General features: G+C 66.2%; 12 protein-coding genes. 4 read left to right on the top strand and 8 right to left on the bottom strand.

Features of this window, described 5'->3' with window-relative positions; translation table 11 throughout:
* Nucleotides 1-8: 8 nt before the first annotated feature.
* The 5 genes from R2669_RS00535 to R2669_RS00515 all read right to left on the bottom strand — a co-directional run bounded on the left by R2669_RS00535 (nt 9) and on the right by R2669_RS00515 (nt 4,899).
* Nucleotides 9-809, bottom strand: a complete 801-nt coding sequence (locus tag R2669_RS00535; protein WP_316897936.1) for an ABC transporter ATP-binding protein — start codon at nt 807-809, stop codon at nt 9-11.
* On the bottom strand, nt 803-1,840 hold the full coding sequence (locus tag R2669_RS00530) for an ABC transporter permease (protein ID WP_316897934.1): 1,038 nt from the start codon (nt 1,838-1,840) through the stop codon (nt 803-805). The genes R2669_RS00535 and R2669_RS00530 overlap by 7 nt, the downstream gene beginning before the upstream one ends.
* A 43-nt stretch (nt 1,841-1,883) precedes the next feature.
* Complete coding sequence (locus R2669_RS00525) at nt 1,884-2,891, bottom strand: ABC transporter substrate-binding protein (protein WP_316897932.1); 1,008 nt, start codon at nt 2,889-2,891, stop codon at nt 1,884-1,886.
* Nucleotides 2,892-2,958: 67 nt separating this feature from the next.
* On the bottom strand, nt 2,959-3,798 hold the full coding sequence (locus tag R2669_RS00520) for a class II aldolase/adducin family protein (RefSeq protein ID WP_260774426.1): 840 nt from the start codon (nt 3,796-3,798) through the stop codon (nt 2,959-2,961).
* A 9-nt stretch (nt 3,799-3,807) separates the two neighbouring features.
* A complete protein-coding gene (locus tag R2669_RS00515) occupies nt 3,808-4,899 on the bottom strand; it encodes an LLM class flavin-dependent oxidoreductase (protein ID WP_316897930.1) in 1,092 nt (363 codons plus the stop codon).
* A gap of 197 nt (nt 4,900-5,096) precedes the next feature.
* Here R2669_RS00515 and R2669_RS00510 point away from each other — a divergent pair, with 197 nt between their 5' ends.
* The 4 genes from R2669_RS00510 to R2669_RS00495 all read left to right on the top strand — a co-directional run bounded on the left by R2669_RS00510 (nt 5,097) and on the right by R2669_RS00495 (nt 9,941).
* A complete protein-coding gene (locus R2669_RS00510; RefSeq protein ID WP_316897928.1) occupies nt 5,097-6,305 on the top strand; it encodes an acyl-CoA dehydrogenase family protein in 1,209 nt (402 codons plus the stop codon).
* Between the two features lie 60 nt (nt 6,306-6,365).
* Entirely contained in the window at nt 6,366-7,022 is a 657-nt protein-coding gene (locus R2669_RS00505; RefSeq protein WP_316897926.1) for a cysteine dioxygenase family protein, read from the top strand.
* The gene (locus tag R2669_RS00500; protein ID WP_316897924.1) at nt 7,019-8,659 is read left to right on the top strand and encodes a rhodanese-related sulfurtransferase; all 1,641 of its coding nucleotides are present in this window, start codon (nt 7,019-7,021) and stop codon (nt 8,657-8,659) included. The genes R2669_RS00505 and R2669_RS00500 overlap by 4 nt, the downstream gene beginning before the upstream one ends.
* A 394-nt stretch (nt 8,660-9,053) precedes the next feature.
* A complete protein-coding gene (locus R2669_RS00495; RefSeq protein ID WP_316897923.1) occupies nt 9,054-9,941 on the top strand; it encodes an EamA family transporter in 888 nt (295 codons plus the stop codon).
* Between the two features lie 16 nt (nt 9,942-9,957).
* Here the strand turns inward: R2669_RS00495 and R2669_RS00490 are convergent, their stop codons facing one another.
* From R2669_RS00490 to R2669_RS00480, 3 genes are read right to left on the bottom strand one after another with little or no spacing between them, the layout of a single operon-like run.
* Entirely contained in the window at nt 9,958-11,970 is a 2,013-nt protein-coding gene (locus tag R2669_RS00490) for a putative bifunctional diguanylate cyclase/phosphodiesterase (RefSeq protein ID WP_316897922.1), read from the bottom strand.
* Nucleotides 11,967-12,539, bottom strand: a complete 573-nt coding sequence (locus R2669_RS00485) for a YfiR family protein (RefSeq protein ID WP_316891078.1) — start codon at nt 12,537-12,539, stop codon at nt 11,967-11,969. Before R2669_RS00485 ends, R2669_RS00490 begins: the two co-directional genes overlap by 4 nt.
* A complete protein-coding gene (locus R2669_RS00480) occupies nt 12,536-14,551 on the bottom strand; it encodes a TonB-dependent receptor plug domain-containing protein (RefSeq protein WP_316891077.1) in 2,016 nt (671 codons plus the stop codon). The genes R2669_RS00485 and R2669_RS00480 overlap by 4 nt, the downstream gene beginning before the upstream one ends.
* Nucleotides 14,552-14,765 lie beyond the last annotated feature (214 nt).

Here is a 14,765-nt window from a genome sequence, read left to right as displayed (position 1 = left end):
GCCGCCATCTACCAGGTCTCGCCGAGGCCGAGATGACCGAGCGCCTCGTGCCGCAACGCGCTCAAACGCGGGTCGCCGCGATGGCGCGGGTAAGGCAGATCCACCGTCAGTTCTGCCGTGATGCGCGCAGGGCGCGGGCTGAAGATGACCACCCGCTGCGCCAGGAACAGCGCCTCCTCCACATCGTGCGTTACCAGCACGGTCGAGAAGCGCGCGCGTTGCCAGAGCGTCACCAGCTCGCTCTGCATGGCCAGCCGCGTGAGTGAATCCAGCTTGCCGAGCGGCTCGTCCAGCACCAGCAATTGCGGATCGTTGACCAGCGCACGCGCCAGCGCCACGCGTTGCGCCATGCCGCCCGACAGCTCATGCGGAAACGCCCGATGAAAGCCGCCCAGGCCCACGCGTTCCAGCGCGTCGTCCACGCCGTCGCGTTCTGCGTTGAGCACGCCGCGCGCTTGCAGGCCGAGCGCGACGTTGTCCCACACGCGCCGCCATGGGTAGAGCGTTGGGTCCTGAAAGACAACCACACGCGACGGGTCCGGCGCGTTCATGGGCGCGTCGTCCTGCAGGATGCGGCCGCGCGTGGGCGGTTCAAGCCCCGCAATGAGGCGCAGCAGCGTGGACTTGCCGCAACCGCTTGGCCCCAGCAGCGCAACGAACTCGCCCGGCTGGATGGTCAGGCTCACACCGTCGAGCACCTGCAGCGGGTTGGCGCGGCTGCCAAACCAGTGGCTGACGCCCTGCACGTCGATGCGCGCCCCGACTGTGGCCGCAGATGTCGGCACCTCGCGTTCCAGCACGGCTACCATTTCAGCGTCCCCTTCTGCCAGACCAGCGCGCGGTCACGCACCTTGAAGAGCAGCGTGATGATGCTGGAGAACAGCAGCGCCATGACAATCAGCGCGGCATACATGTTGACGTACGATGCCCAGCCTTGCGCCCAGGTCAGGTACCAGCCGAGGCCCGACTTCACGCCCATCATCTCCGCCGTCACCAGCACCGTGAACGACCCGCCGAGCCCCATGAACAGCCCCACGAACACCTGCGGCAGCGCTGCCGGAATCGCCACACGCAGCACAAGGAATGCGTTGGATGCGCCCAGCGTGCGGGCAACGTCGTAGTAGCTTTTGCTCACGCCCGCCACACCGGACCACGTGAGCACCGCCACCGGAAAGCCGGCAGCCAGGGCGATCAGGAAAGCCGCCGCCGAATAGCTCGACGGGAAGAAGTAGAACGTGATCGGCAACAGCGCCGTCGCCGGCAACGGCCCGAGAATACGCAGAACCGGATGCACCCAGTAGCCCACTGCGCGCGACCAGCCGATCGACACGCCCACCAGAAAGCCCGTCAACGCGCCCAGCAGATAGCCGATGCCGAGCAGCTTGAGCGTATTCAACACGCTGTCGCCCAGACGCGGCCAGTCTTCCGAATAGACCTCGATCAATGCCTGCGGCGGCGCAAAGAACGGTGTGGGCAATGCGCCGGACTTGGCCGTCAGCACCTCCCACAACGCCAGCACCGCAGGCACGGCGATCAGCCATGGTCCGGCCGGTTGCAGCGCTTCCTGCACGGGGCGCAACGGGGCCACATTGCCCGCCGCCAACGCCACCACGAACAGCACAACGCCAACGATCAACGCGGCAACGCCCAGCTCCGCCGTGAACGCCCAGTCGCTGAAGCCGACCACGTGGTTGGGCCAGCGCCACGTCAGCAGGCCGAAGGCGGCCCAGGCCAATGCGGCCACGGCGCCGGTGCGCCATGCCCCTCCGCGCTCGACGGCATCGGCAAATGGGTTGGACAGCGCGGCGGGCGCCTCCAGTGTTTGCGGGATGGTGCTCATGTCGATGTGTTCCTCATGTGCTCACGTTCTCACGCGCCGTGCATCAAGCCAGCACATTCACGTACACGTGCTGCGCAAGACGTTGCGGGTCGGTGCTCTTTTTGATGACACCGATGCGGCGGAAGTCTTCCGCGTAGAAGGCGATCTCGTCGCGCAGGTCGATGCCGGTCGGGTGATGCGTGTACGTGAGCGTGGCGTAGAGCTTGCGCAAGTCGTCCAACGCCACCTTGGGCGAATACTTGGCAAACACCTTGGCGGCCTCATTCGGGTTCTCGTTGACGAAATCCGTGGCCTGCACAATTGAACGCGCCAGTGCGGATGCCGTCGGGCGGTCATTGCGGACCAGTTCACCGCGTGCGCCGATCACGCAGCAGACCTTGCGCGCGTATTCACCGGAAAGGTTCGTGGCCAGTTCCACGTAGGCGCCGTTCGTGCGCTTCTCCAGCAGGTAGAGGTTCGGGTCGCCGTCGGCAATCGCCTGGATCTCGCCCTTGTCCACCGCCACGCCCAGCAGGTCGGCCGGGTACTGGCGCCAGGTGATGTCCTTGTCCGGGTCAATGCCGTTCTTGGCCAGCAAGATGGTGAAGAAGTGCTTGCCCGGCGCGGCAAGATCGCTCACGCCCACGGTCTTTCCCTTGAGCGCCGCCAGGTTCGTGACGCCCGCCGCCTTGGAACCGACAAGCCGCACACAGCCGCCATGCGAGCTGCCGATGATCTTCACGTCGAAGCCCGCCTCCAGCGGCTTGAGCCAGCGGTGGATCATGCCGACTGCCGCGTCGGCCTTGCCGGTGGCGATGGATTCGAGCAGTTGATCGGTCGAGCCGCTGTAGTTGATCAGATCGACGTGCAGCCCGTTCTTTTCGAAGAAGCCGCGTTCCTGCGCCACCACGATGGGCGTCAGGCAAAACGAGTTCTGGTTCCAGGCAAACGTCAGCTTGCGCTGTTGCGAGTAGGCCTTGCGGCCCAGGATCAATGCCGGTGCGGCCAGCGCCGTGGCGGCCGCTGCGTGCAATAGCTTGCGGCGCGAGATGCCCGCGGTCTCTTCGCTCATTGAATGCTCCCCGTGATGATGTGTTCGATGTGTTGGATGTGTTCGACCTGTTCTGTCAGGCGGCGGCTTAATCGAGCACGTCCGGCTCGGCAGCGACCAGGCCGGCGTACAGGCTCTCGAATGCGTGCAGCGCGCCCTCCTGCCCGCCCACCTGGCTGTGCGTGTGGCGCGCCGTGGCGGCATCGATCGGCTGCGGTGTGCCGGCGGCCTCGGCCAGCAGTTGCGTGTGGGCAGCGTTGTCCAGCGCGATGTACCACCATGCCGCGGCTTCCACCGTCGGGCCGGCCGTGAGAATGCCGTGGTTCTTCAGGATCACGCCCTTGTGCGTACCGCCGTCGGGCTTGGTCAGCGCATGCGCGATGCGCTCGCCCTCGCTGGAATCGACCACCATGCCGGTGAAGTCGTCGAACAGCGCATGGTCTTCATAGAACGAGCATGCATCCTGCGTGAGCGGATCCAGCGGCCGACCCAGCGTCGACCACGCCTTGCCGTAAGTCGAATGGGTGTGCGCCGCAGCCACGATGTGCGGATGCGCTTCGTGAATCGCCGCATGAATCGCAAACGCCGCCTTGTTGAGCGGCCGGTTGCCGATGACGGTCTCGCCACGCGCGTTCACGAGCAGGAGGTCCGACACCTTGATGCGCGAGAAATGCACCCCCAGCGGGTTGACCCAGAAGTGGTCCGTCAACTCCGGATCGCGTGCGGTGATGTGCCCCGCCAGCCCGAGGTCGAAGCCGTGCCGCGCAAACAGGCGGAACGCGCCTGCAAGGCGCTCCTGCCGATGGCGCCGCTCGGCCTCGAGCGTCGGCCGCGTGGCGGGTGGATCAAACCAGAACTTCTGCTGCGGCGTGCTGTTCAGCTTGAGCGTGGACGATGCCGGGCGCTCGATGGAAAGGACTGCGCTCATGCCCGTGCCTCACGCGGCCTTGCGCTGCGCATCACGCTGCGCGACCAGCTCGCGCACGCGCGGGATGAGCGTGCGGCCGTAATCCACCACGTCTTCCAGCGGATCAAAACCGCGGATCAGGAAGGTGGTGACGCCCAGGTCGTAGTAGTCGAGCAGCGCATCGGCCACTTGCTCCGGCGTGCCGACCAGCGCGGTGGAATTGGAGCGTCCGCCGGTTTCCTTGGCGATGGCCGTCCACAAACGTTTGTCGACGCGCTCGCCTTGTTCGGCTGCCGCAAGCAGGCGGCGTGCGCCCTCGCTCTGTTGAGGGCCGCCTCGGCTGTAGCCCTGCTGCACACGCAGCGCGCGCGTCCGCTCAAGGATGTTCTCTGCCCGTGCCCAGGCGGCGTCTTCCGTTTCCGCCAGGATTGGGCGGAACGACACCGAGAACCGGATGCTGCGCCCGTGCTTGGCGGCTTCGGCCCGCACGCGCGTCGTCAGATCGCGCACCTGGTCGAGCGATTCGCCCCACAGCGCATACACGTCGGCATGCTTGCCAGCGACCTCGACGGCCACGTCCGAAGCACCACCGAAGTAGATCGGCACATGGGGCTTCTGCGCGGGCTTCACTTCAGAGAAACCTTGCTCGAAGCGATAGAACGTGCCCTCGTGGTCGAACGGTTTCGATTCTGTCCAGATGCGCCGCAGGATGCCTAGGTATTCGTCCGTGCGCGCATAGCGCTGGTCGTGGTCGAGGTAATCGCCATCGCGACGTTGCTCGCTGTCGGAACCGCCCGAGATGAAGTGCACGCCCAGGCGGCCACCGGTGAACTGATCCAGCGTGGCGATCTGGCGCGCGGCCAGCGTCGGATTGGTAAATCCGGGCCGGTGCGCAAGCATGAAGTGGATGCGCTCCGTCAACGCGGCTGCATACGAAATCGTGAGCGTGGCCGACGGCCCCGTTGAATGGTGCGGCACGAGGATGCGATCAAAGCCGGCCTGCTCGTGCGCTTGTGCAAAGGCACGTACGTAATCGCGGTCGATCACGGGTCCATTCGGATCGGGCGGGTAAATTTCCGACTGCTTCTGGCTTTGGATCATGCCGATGAAATCGACGCTCATGCTGGCTCCATTCCGCATATCGTTAGAAGACTTGCGAGGCAATGTGCCCCGCCATGAATGCGAATGAAGTTACGTCACCACCAGCATTGCACTAACGAATAATTTCAACGCTGCATATACGGCATAGGTCGTTCGCGGCGCGTGGCAACCCGGATACGCTGTGCGCCAATGTCACCTGCTTCGCACATTGCATCGCCATGTCGCCCGCTCCCTTGCATCGCCTGCCAACGCCGCCCGACCGGCTTGCCGAAGTGCTGGCCGCCATTGCTCCGCAACTGGCCGCGTCCGCCGCAGAGCACGATCTACAAGGCAGCTTCCCCCACGACAACTTCGCGCTGCTGCACGCCTCGGGCCTGATTGCACAGGTCATCCCGCAAACGCATGGCGGTGGCGGCGCCGGCCTGCAGACGGCACGGCGGATCATTGCGTCCATCGCGCATGCCGATGCAGCCACCGCGTTGGTGCTGACCATGACGTACCTTCAGCACCGCGCCATCGCGCGTGCCGATACACGCTGGCCGGCGCATGTCAGGCAACAGGTATTTGCCACCGCCCTGAACGCGGGCGCGCTCATCAACGCGCTGCGCGTGGAGCCCGACCTGGGCACGCCCGCACGCGGTGGCTTGCCCGCCACCGTGGCAACGCGCGTAGGCAACAACTGGCGCATCCGGGGCCGCAAGCTCTACAGCACCGGCAGCCCTGCGCTGCGCTGGCTGGCCGTGTGGGGCCGCACCGATGAAGCCGAGCCGCGCGTGGGGATCTTCCTCGTGCCGCGCCCGTTGCCGGAAACGCCGGGCATCCGCATTGAAGAAACCTGGAACCACCTGGGCCTGCGTGCCTCGGGCAGCCACGACGTCGTCCTGGAAGATGTGGAGATTCCGCTCGACCACGCCGTCGACATCCGCCCCGCCGCGGAATGGGTGCCGCACGGTGCAGCACAAGCCGACACCGGCGCCCAGCTCGATCAGCAAGCGTGGATGACCGTGCTGCTCGGCAGCCTGTACGACGCTGTGGCCCAGGCCGCGCGCGACTGGCTTGTCGCGTTCCTGAACACGCGTGCGCCGGCCAACCTGGGCGGGCCGCTGGCCACGCTGCCGCGCATGCAGGAAGCCGTGGGCGAGATCGCCGCCGCGCTGCGCACCAACCGAGTCCTGCTCGATCACGCAGCTGAGGCCGCAGATGCCGGCTCGCCGCTTTCCATGACCGACAGCGGGCTGCTCAAGTACACCGTCACCACCAACGCGATCCGCGCCGTGGAGCTGGCGCTGCAGCTGTCCGGCAACCACGGGCTGTCGCGCCACAACCCGCTCGAGCGCCACTATCGCGATGTGCTGTGCAGCCGCATCCACACGCCGCAGAACGATTCCATCCTGCTGGCAGCCGGCCGCACTGCGCTCGGGGTTTAGCTGGACGTCGCCCATCAAGTCCAGCAAGATGCACCGAAACCCCACATCAGGAACCCGCCGATGAGCACGCCCGCCCTCGCTGCCGCTTCCGCTGCTGTTTCCTCTGCGGCACCCGCAATCCAGTCCATCGCACCGCTGCGTGATTTCGTGACCGCGCTGTCGCGCCTGCTGGATCAGCAGCCGTCCGAAGCCGAGATCCTCTCGCGCGCCGGCGCCCTGCTCGGCGCGCTCGTCGCCCGTGACGACTGGTTGCCCGGCGAATACGCCCAGCCACACCCCGAGCACTTCCAGCAGTTCCTGCTGCATGCCGATTCGGGCGAGCGCTTTTCCATCGTCAGCTTTGTCTGGGGCCCGGGCCAGCGCACCCCCATTCATGACCACACCACGTGGGGCCTCATCGGCATGCTGCGCGGCGCTGAATACTCGCAGCCGTTCAAGCTCGACGCGCAAGGCAAACCGCAACCCGACGGCCCCGCCATCCGCCTGGAGCCGGGCGCTGTGGAACACGTCTCGCCGCGCGTTGGGGACATCCACCGCGTGCACAACGCCTTTGACGATCGCACGTCGATCAGCGTCCACGTCTACGGCGGCAACATCGGCGGCATCCACCGCTCCGTCTATACGGAAGACGGCGAGCGCAAGCCTTTCGTCTCCGGCTATTCGAATACCCATCTGCCCAATCTCTGGGACCGTTCCAAGGACACGCCTGCATCATGAGCACCACCATCGACGCCATCGAATCGCCGGTCGCTGCACCGCTGGCCGAAACCCACGTGCCGACACTGACGTATGCCGACGTGCGCGCCGCCCTGCTGGCCCGCAAGGAGATCGCGCTGGTCGACGTCCGCGAGGAAGACCCGTATGCCCAGGCGCATCCGCTGTGGGCAGCCAACCTGCCGCTCTCCCGGCTGGAGCTGGAAGCGTGGTCGCGCATTCCGCGCCGCGATACGTTGATCGTGCTGTACGGCGTGCACGATGGCGTGGACCTCGCCCCGCGCGCGGCGGCCAAGCTGGCTGAACTCGGCTATACGCGCGTGTACCTGCTCGAAGGCGGCCTCGATGGCTGGCGCGCAGCCGGCGGCGAAGTGTTCCAGGACGTGAACGTGCCGAGCAAATCCTTTGGCGAATACGTGGAGGCGCATCGCCACACGCCGTCGCTCAGCGCGCAGGAGGTCAAGGCGCTGCTTGATGCCAAGCGCGACGTGGTGATCGTCGATGCGCGCCGCTATGAAGAGTTTCAGACCATGAGCATCCCCACGGCGACGAGCGTGCCGGGCGCCGAGCTGGTGCTGCGCATCCGCGAGCTGGCGCCGGACCCGAGCACGCAGGTCATCGTCAATTGCGCAGGCCGCACGCGCAGCATCATCGGCACGCAATCGCTCGTGAATGCCGGCATCCCCAACCCGGTGGCGGCACTGCGCAATGGCACCATCGGCTGGCTGCTGGCCGATCAGGTGCTGGACCATGGCGCCAGCCGCCGTCACCCGCAGGACGTGTCTGCCGAAACGCGCGCGCAGGCCCAGGCGGATGCACGCGCCGTGGCCGAACGCGCCAACGTGCCGCGCATTGCGCTGGCTGACGTTGCCAAATTGGAGGCGCCGGACCGCACGCTCTACAAGCTCGACGTACGCACGCCCGAGGAATATGCCGCCGGCCATCTGCCCGGCTTTGCCAGCGCGCCCGGCGGCCAGCTCGTGCAGGAAACGGACCACACCGCCGCCGTGCGCGGCGCCCGTATCGTCCTGGCCGATGACGACGGCGTACGCGCCGACATGTCCGCCTCGTGGCTCGCACAGATGGGCTGGGAGGTCTATGTCGTCGATCCGGTCGACGCCAGCGAGCGCAGCGTCACCGGCACGTGGCAGACGCCCGCTCCACAACCTCCGGCCGTGCGCACGGTCGACGCCCGCGCCCTGGCCGGCTGGCTGGAAGCGGGCGACACCGCCGTCATCGACGTCACGCGCAGCGCCAACTACGTTGCGCGGCATATTCCGGGGGCGTGGTTTGCCGTGCGCTCCGACTTGCCCGCAGCGCTGGCGCGCATCCCGGCGGCCCGCCGCTACGTGCTCACGTGCGGCTCCAGCCAGCTCGCCCGCTTTGCCGCCGCCGACCTTGCCAAGCTGACGCAGGCCGAGGTGTGGGTGCTCGACGGCGGCACCGCAGCATGGGTGGCCGCCGGCCTGCCCGTGGAAGCCGGTGAGACCCGCCTGGCCTCGGACCGCATCGACCGCTACCGCCGCCCGTATGAAGGCACGAGCGCGCCGCGCACCGCCATGCAGGCTTATCTCGACTGGGAGTTCGGTTTGGTGGAGCAACTGCGGCGCGACGGAACGCACGGGTTCCGCGTCATCTGAGCGACTGCCAAGGTTCGGAACGTCACGCTTGGCGTTCTGAACTCGACACTTGGGGTTCCAACACCCCACGCTTGAGGTTCCGGACGCCGCGCTTGAGGCTCCGAACTCCATCGGTGGCGTTCGGAACGTGACCGGTGGCGTTCAGAACCTCGATATCTCGTAGTCCGAACGCCAGCATTGAGGTTCGGAACCCCATGCATGGGGTTCCAAACCCCGCACGCCGGGTTCGCAACCCCGAGCGTGAGGTCTGGAACCCCGTGATTGGCGTCTCAAACTCCACATACGCCTCCGCTCACTTGCTTGCTAACGCCGCTCACAACGAGCGATAACAAAACTCGTTTTGCGCATAAGCCGGCGTTGAGTAGCATCGGGACTTCCTCGCAGAGGTTCCGTCATGTCCCCCTTCATCGCCGTGTGCCTGCTCATCACCTACGTGGTGTGGGGCACAACGTATCTCGCCATCCGCTTTGCGCTGACCGATCTGCCGCCCTTCCTGATGATGGGCTCGCGTTTTCTGGCTGCAGCGGTGCTGCTCGCCCCGCTGGTCATCCTGCGACAGCGCAAGCAGCCCGAAGAGCGGCCAACGTTGCGCCAGGTCCGCAACTGCGCATTGATCGGCGCGTTCATGCTGGTGGGTGGCATGGGCATGACGGCGGTGGCCGAGCAGACCATCTCGTCGGGTGCGACCACGGTGATGATCGCGTCGATGCCGCTGTTCTCTACGCTCTGGACGCTGCTGGCCGGCGGCCGCCTGCGTGCCTATGAAATTGGCGCCATCGCGCTGGGCAGCATCGGGATTGCGGTGCTGTTTCGTGGCGCAGAGTTTCAGGCCAGCACGGTTGGCGTGCTCGCCCTGACCACCGCCATTGCGTCATGGTCGTTCGGCTCGCAGCTCTCCAAGCGCATCGACATGCCCAAGGGCATGACAGCGTTCGTATTGGAGATGGCCTTTGGCGGCGTGGCACTCGTCGTGCTCAGCCTGATCACCGGCGAAACGTTGCCCAGCCACATCGGCATGCATGCCGCGCTTGCGTGGGGCTACCTGGTGGTGTTCGGCTCGGCCATCGCGTTCACGGCCTACATGGCGCTGGTGGAACGCGTGTCCACCGTCATGGCGACAAGCTATGTGTATGTGAACCCGCCCATCGCCCTGCTGATGGGCGCATGGCTGGCGGATGAAGTGGTCGCGCCGCAGACGCTGGGCGCCACGGGCATCATCCTCGCGGCCGTGGTGGTGCTGACGGCCGGGGCAACGCGCGCGGCGCGGCGGGCGGCTGCTTGAAGGCCCGCATGACGGTTTAGCCCGCCAACGACGACGGCAACGACGCGCTCGGCGCCGCTTCGCTGTCGGCAAACACGGCGCTGCCGTCGTCCTCGGCGGTGTCCAGCCGGTTGAGCCACGCCAGCAACGTGTCGGCTTGCTGCGGGCGCGAGAACAGGTAGCCCTGCCCCAGGTCGCAGCCGGCGTCGCGCAGCAGCGCGAGCTGCTCGGGGTCTTCCACGCCTTCGGCCACCACCTGCATGCGCAGGCTGTGCGCCATGGCGATCACCGCGCCGGCAATGGCCTCGCCGTCGCCGGGCATGCGCTGCACGAAGCTGCGGTCGATCTTGAGCTTCTGGATCGGGAAACGCTGCAGATACGCCAGCGACGAATACCCCGTGCCGAAATCGTCGATCGACAGGCTGATGCCGGCCGCGTGCAAGGATTCGAGCAGCGCGATGTTGTCTTCGATGTCTTCCATCAGCACGCTCTCGGTAATTTCAAGTTCGAGCTGATGCGGCGGCATGCCGGTTTCGCGCAGCACGTCCATGACGTTTTCAACGAGCGCCGGATCGCGCGTCTGCCGCGCCGACAGGTTGACGGCCACCTGCAGCGTGATGCCGTCTTCGCGCATCCAGCGCACGGCCTGTTCGCACGCGGTGCGCAGCACCCAGAGGCCAAGCGGCACGATGAGGCCGGTTTCCTCCGCCACGGCGATGAACTCGCCCGGGCCGATCAGCCCGATCTCCGGATGGCGCCAACGCACCAGCGCCTCCACGCCGTAGACGTTGGCCTTGGAGATGACGGTGTCGTGTGCGTCCTTGGTGCGCAGGCGCACCTGCGGCTGATAGGCCAGCAGCAGTTCGTCGCGGTCGAGCGCGCGCCGCAGGTCGGCTTCCACGCGCAGGCGGCGGCGCGCCTGCTGATCCATCTCCGACGTGAAGCTTGCGGCCGCATTCTTCCCGTGGTTCTTGGCGTGGTACATCGCCGTGTCGGCGTTGCGCGTGAGCGCCTGCACGTCGCGCGCATCATGCGGATACAGGCTCACGCCCACGCTGGCCGTCACGTAGATCTGATGCAGATCCAGCGCAAACGGCGCCGCGAGCGCGGCCAGAATGCGTTTGGCCAATCCATCGGCCAGCGTTGCCGCTTCCGTCTCGGCAATCTGCGCGCGGCCCGACAGCTCTGCGATGACCGCAAACTCATCCCCGCCGATGCGGCACAACACGGCGCGCAGGTTGGCCTGGTCGATCACGTCGTTCAGCCGCCGCGCAACCTGTCGCAGCAAGCGGTCGCCGTTGTTGTGGCCCAGTGTGTCGTTGACGACCTTGAAGTTGTCCAGATCCAGCAGGAGCAGCCCCACCGCGCCCGCCTGGCCCGCGCGTTTGAGCGAGACCTGCAGGCGTTCATTGAAGGCGTGCCGGTTCGGCAGTTCCGTGACGGAATCGATGTGGGCGAGGTAGTCCAGGTGCGCCTCGGCCTGCAGCACCGCGCGGCGCATGCGGGCGATCACCAGATACGCGAGCCCCATCGCGCCAATGCCCACCGACACCGTCAGCACGGCATAGCCGAGCAGTTGCATGTACAGCTCGGTCAGGCTGGAGCGCACCACCACATAGCCGATCACGCGGCGCTCCGACTCCACCGGTTCGACCACCTCCAGCGTGGTGAGCGTGGAGACATGCGAGTCGCGCAGCATGGCGGCATCGGGGGCGAGCACGGGCGCCGCATCGCCATGCTGATACAGCGCCAAGGGCTTGCGCAGTGCACTGAAAATGCCGGCCGCGCGCAGCGACGGCGATGCCTCCAGCGCGCCAAGCGTTTCTTCTGCCGCGCGGCGGTCATTGAAGAGCAGCGCCGCCACGCTGTTGGCCCCGACGATGCGCGCCTGCACATGCACGTCGCGCACCAGCGCCGCATGCAGTGCGATGAACTGGAACACGATGAGCAGGAAGCCGGCGATGGTCAGCGCCGCGCCGGCACCGGCCATATTGGCCCGCACCATGGAGTGCCCCAGCCGGGGCCGGGGGGTCGCGATCGGCTCGCTCATTGCACGGTCCTCGCCAGGCGCAGCAGTTGCGAGCTGAGCTGCAGATGGGCTTGCCGGGCAGCCACTGCATCAATGTCGAAGACCACGCGATTCTCATGCAGCGCCAACGCGATCATCGGGTCGGGGTTGCCGGGTGCGCGCTGGCTCTTTGGGCTGTCGGACACCGTCAGCACGGGCGAGGCCGGATCGACGCGCACACCGTTCGAGGCACGTGCGTCGAACACGAGGACATGGCAGCCGGTAACGGCGCCGTCATTGATCTTTCGGATTTCCAGGCGATGTCCGCGCACGGGTTTTCCTGTCAGTTTTTCCAAGGCCGCCTGCAACGGGTGCTGTGCTGTCACGCACACCACCATCGGGGCATCGGCCTGCATGACATCGGCCGGCCAGTTGGTAAACAGCGCAAAGTTGTAGATGAACGCCGCCTTGACCTGCACCTCGCTGGCCTGCATCTGCGCGTGCGTGGCACCCATGCACGCCACGCCTGCCAGCACGGCGCCCAGCGCCACGCACAACCTGCGCGTGCGTGGCCATCGGGCGCGTCGGGCGGTGCCGTGCGGGCTGTTCATCGGAAGGTGTAGGTGAATTTCACGCGGAATGCACGGCCATCCTGCTCGATGGACCGCTGCATCAGCTCAGGCCCGGCCGGATCGGCATAGCGTCGATCGAACAGGTTGTAGACGCTGGCCGACATTTCCAGATGGGGCGCCAACCGTGTCGCCAGCAAGGTCAGGTTGGCGATCCAGTAGCCGCCCACCTGCCCCGCCGTCGTCAGCCGGTTGCTGATGTACCGCGCCTCGAGCCCGGCGCGCCAGTCGTCGCGCCACACGGGCGTGGTGGCGTTGAGCTTGAGCATGTGGCGCGGCGAGTTGCTCAGCGTCTGGCCGGTATCGACATCTTCGGAACGCTGGAAGGAGTAGCTCGTACGCAGCCGCGTGCCGCCCGGCCAGTTCTGCTCGTAGCCGAGTTCTGCGCCACGCGTGCGCACGCGCGCTACGTTGCTGAAAAAGAGCAGCCCGGTGTTCGGGTCCTCGCTCTGGCTGATCAGGTTGGAAACGTTGTTCTGAAACACCGACAACGTCGCCTTGCCGCCGGCAGCAACTTGTTGTTCGACCACCGTTTCATACGTGCGGATGCGCTCGGCCGATAGCCCGTTGGTGACCTGCTGGCCGCCGGGAGCACTGGTCTGATAGTTCAGCTCGTAATCGTTCGGCGCGCGATAGGCCATGCCGTAGATCGCCTTGACGGTGGTCGTTGGGGCGGCGTGCCAGATCAAACCCACGCGCGGGCTGAAGATGCCCCGCGCGAAGCTCGTGTGGTCGTAGCGGAGGCCCGTATCCAGCACCCAGTCCCGATGGAGCATGAATTGATCCTGCACGTACAGGCCCACGCGGTTGTTGTTCCGATGGTCGTCGAGGTAGCTGGCGTAGGGCACCGTATCGAAATTGCGCATCGCATCACGGTAGTCGCGCTGCAGCTCCGTGCCGATGACCAGCGTGTGGCGCTCGATGCGGCGCGTCACGAGCTTGAGTTCCGTGCCGTACCAGGCGGTGTCGAACACATCTCGGTTGATGCCGACTGGAGGCGGGCTGTATGCGTAATCGCCCTGCGACACATAACGCCCCCAGAACAGCCGCGCCGACACGTCGGTCGTGTCGTCCAGCGCGTGCTGCCAGGTGCCGTTGAACATCTGCCGCGTATCGACGGTGCGCGAGCGCGGGTCATTGAAGCTCTGGTCGTACGGGGCCGTTGGCACGCCTTTCGTGCGATCGACGTAACCGAAGGTCAGCCCGAACTCGCCGAAACTGCCCTTGGCGAACAGGCGTTTGGCGCGGTCGTAATCCATGCCGCGGGCGACGCCGTCGCTCACGCCGGGCTGATTGAACTCGGCAAAGTAAAGGTCGCGGCCGGGGGCATCGTTCACGCTGGCCGACAGCAGCCACTCGGCGCCGTTCTCGGCCCGCTTGCCCCACGTCACGCGAGCATCGCGTGCATTGGCGCTGCCCGTCGATCCGCTGGCCTGCACGCCGTCAATGTCACGGCCACGCTTGGTGATGATGTTGATCACGCCGAACAACGCGTTGGATCCGTACACCGCCGAGCCGGCTCCGGGCACGTATTCCACCCGCTCGATGAGATCGACGTTGAGGATGGCTTCGGAGCCGACGGATGCCTGGTCGAAGATCGGGTCGTTGGTGCGATGGCCGTCGATCAGCAACAGGAAGCGCGTGTCGTAGTCGCCCGCGCGCAGGAAGCCGCGTGCGCCCAGCGTGGTGTAGTTGCGGTCGTAGTTGGTGTAGAGCCCCGGCAGGCTGCCCAGAATGTCGGCCAGCGTGCGCCAGCCGTAGGCTTTGATGTCTGCTGCAGTGATGACCGAGACGTTGGCCGGCGCTTCGTTGGCGGCCTGCGCGTACTTGGATGCGCTGGTGACGACCTGCACCTGCATGAGTTGCTCGATGGGCAATGCGGTGAGGTCGGCAACTTCCGTTTGTGCCAGCGCCGCGTGCGAAAGCAACGCACCCGCCACCGCAAACATTTGCGCGCATCGCTTCGGGTCGAGCGGCGCTCGGGACAAGCGCATCAGCAACGCGAATGGATGCTCGGCACGCGGGTGTTTCCGGCAACCAAGCGCAAGCGCACGGGCAATTCCAACAAGGGGCAACATCAGCAGAACCGGCAGAACCGATCACGTCTCTGGAAGGACGTTCAGCGGGAGTTCGATAGTTCTGCTCTAAAACGGAGAACCAGCGCGGTTCTTTACCCCTCCCCGGCTGGGGCGACACAGGGCCGCCGTT

This window comes from Ralstonia edaphi (genome assembly GCF_958350185.1).
In the GTDB taxonomy this organism is placed as follows: Bacteria; Pseudomonadota; Gammaproteobacteria; order Burkholderiales; family Burkholderiaceae; genus Ralstonia; species Ralstonia edaphi.
The sequence above is the reverse complement of the archived record's forward strand: the minus strand, read 5'-3'. Positions and strand labels throughout refer to the sequence as shown.

What these genes read in the sequence shown, in the direction of transcription:
- R2669_RS00535 (WP_316897936.1), bottom strand. Translation starts at nt 809, where the DNA reads ATGGTAGCCGTGCTGGAACGCGAGGTGCCGACATCTGCGGCCACAGTC.
- R2669_RS00530 (WP_316897934.1), bottom strand. Translation starts at nt 1,840, where the DNA reads ATGAGCACCATCCCGCAAACACTGGAGGCGCCCGCCGCGCTGTCCAAC.
- R2669_RS00525 (WP_316897932.1), bottom strand. Translation starts at nt 2,891, where the DNA reads ATGAGCGAAGAGACCGCGGGCATCTCGCGCCGCAAGCTATTGCACGCA.
- R2669_RS00520 (WP_260774426.1), bottom strand. Translation starts at nt 3,798, where the DNA reads ATGAGCGCAGTCCTTTCCATCGAGCGCCCGGCATCGTCCACGCTCAAG.
- R2669_RS00515 (WP_316897930.1), bottom strand. Translation starts at nt 4,899, where the DNA reads ATGAGCGTCGATTTCATCGGCATGATCCAAAGCCAGAAGCAGTCGGAA.
- R2669_RS00510 (WP_316897928.1), top strand. Translation starts at nt 5,097, where the DNA reads ATGTCGCCCGCTCCCTTGCATCGCCTGCCAACGCCGCCCGACCGGCTT.
- R2669_RS00505 (WP_316897926.1), top strand. Translation starts at nt 6,366, where the DNA reads ATGAGCACGCCCGCCCTCGCTGCCGCTTCCGCTGCTGTTTCCTCTGCG.
- R2669_RS00500 (WP_316897924.1), top strand. Translation starts at nt 7,019, where the DNA reads ATGAGCACCACCATCGACGCCATCGAATCGCCGGTCGCTGCACCGCTG.
- R2669_RS00495 (WP_316897923.1), top strand. Translation starts at nt 9,054, where the DNA reads ATGTCCCCCTTCATCGCCGTGTGCCTGCTCATCACCTACGTGGTGTGG.
- R2669_RS00490 (WP_316897922.1), bottom strand. Translation starts at nt 11,970, where the DNA reads ATGAGCGAGCCGATCGCGACCCCCCGGCCCCGGCTGGGGCACTCCATG.
- R2669_RS00485 (WP_316891078.1), bottom strand. Translation starts at nt 12,539, where the DNA reads ATGAACAGCCCGCACGGCACCGCCCGACGCGCCCGATGGCCACGCACG.
- R2669_RS00480 (WP_316891077.1), bottom strand. Translation starts at nt 14,551, where the DNA reads ATGCGCTTGTCCCGAGCGCCGCTCGACCCGAAGCGATGCGCGCAAATG.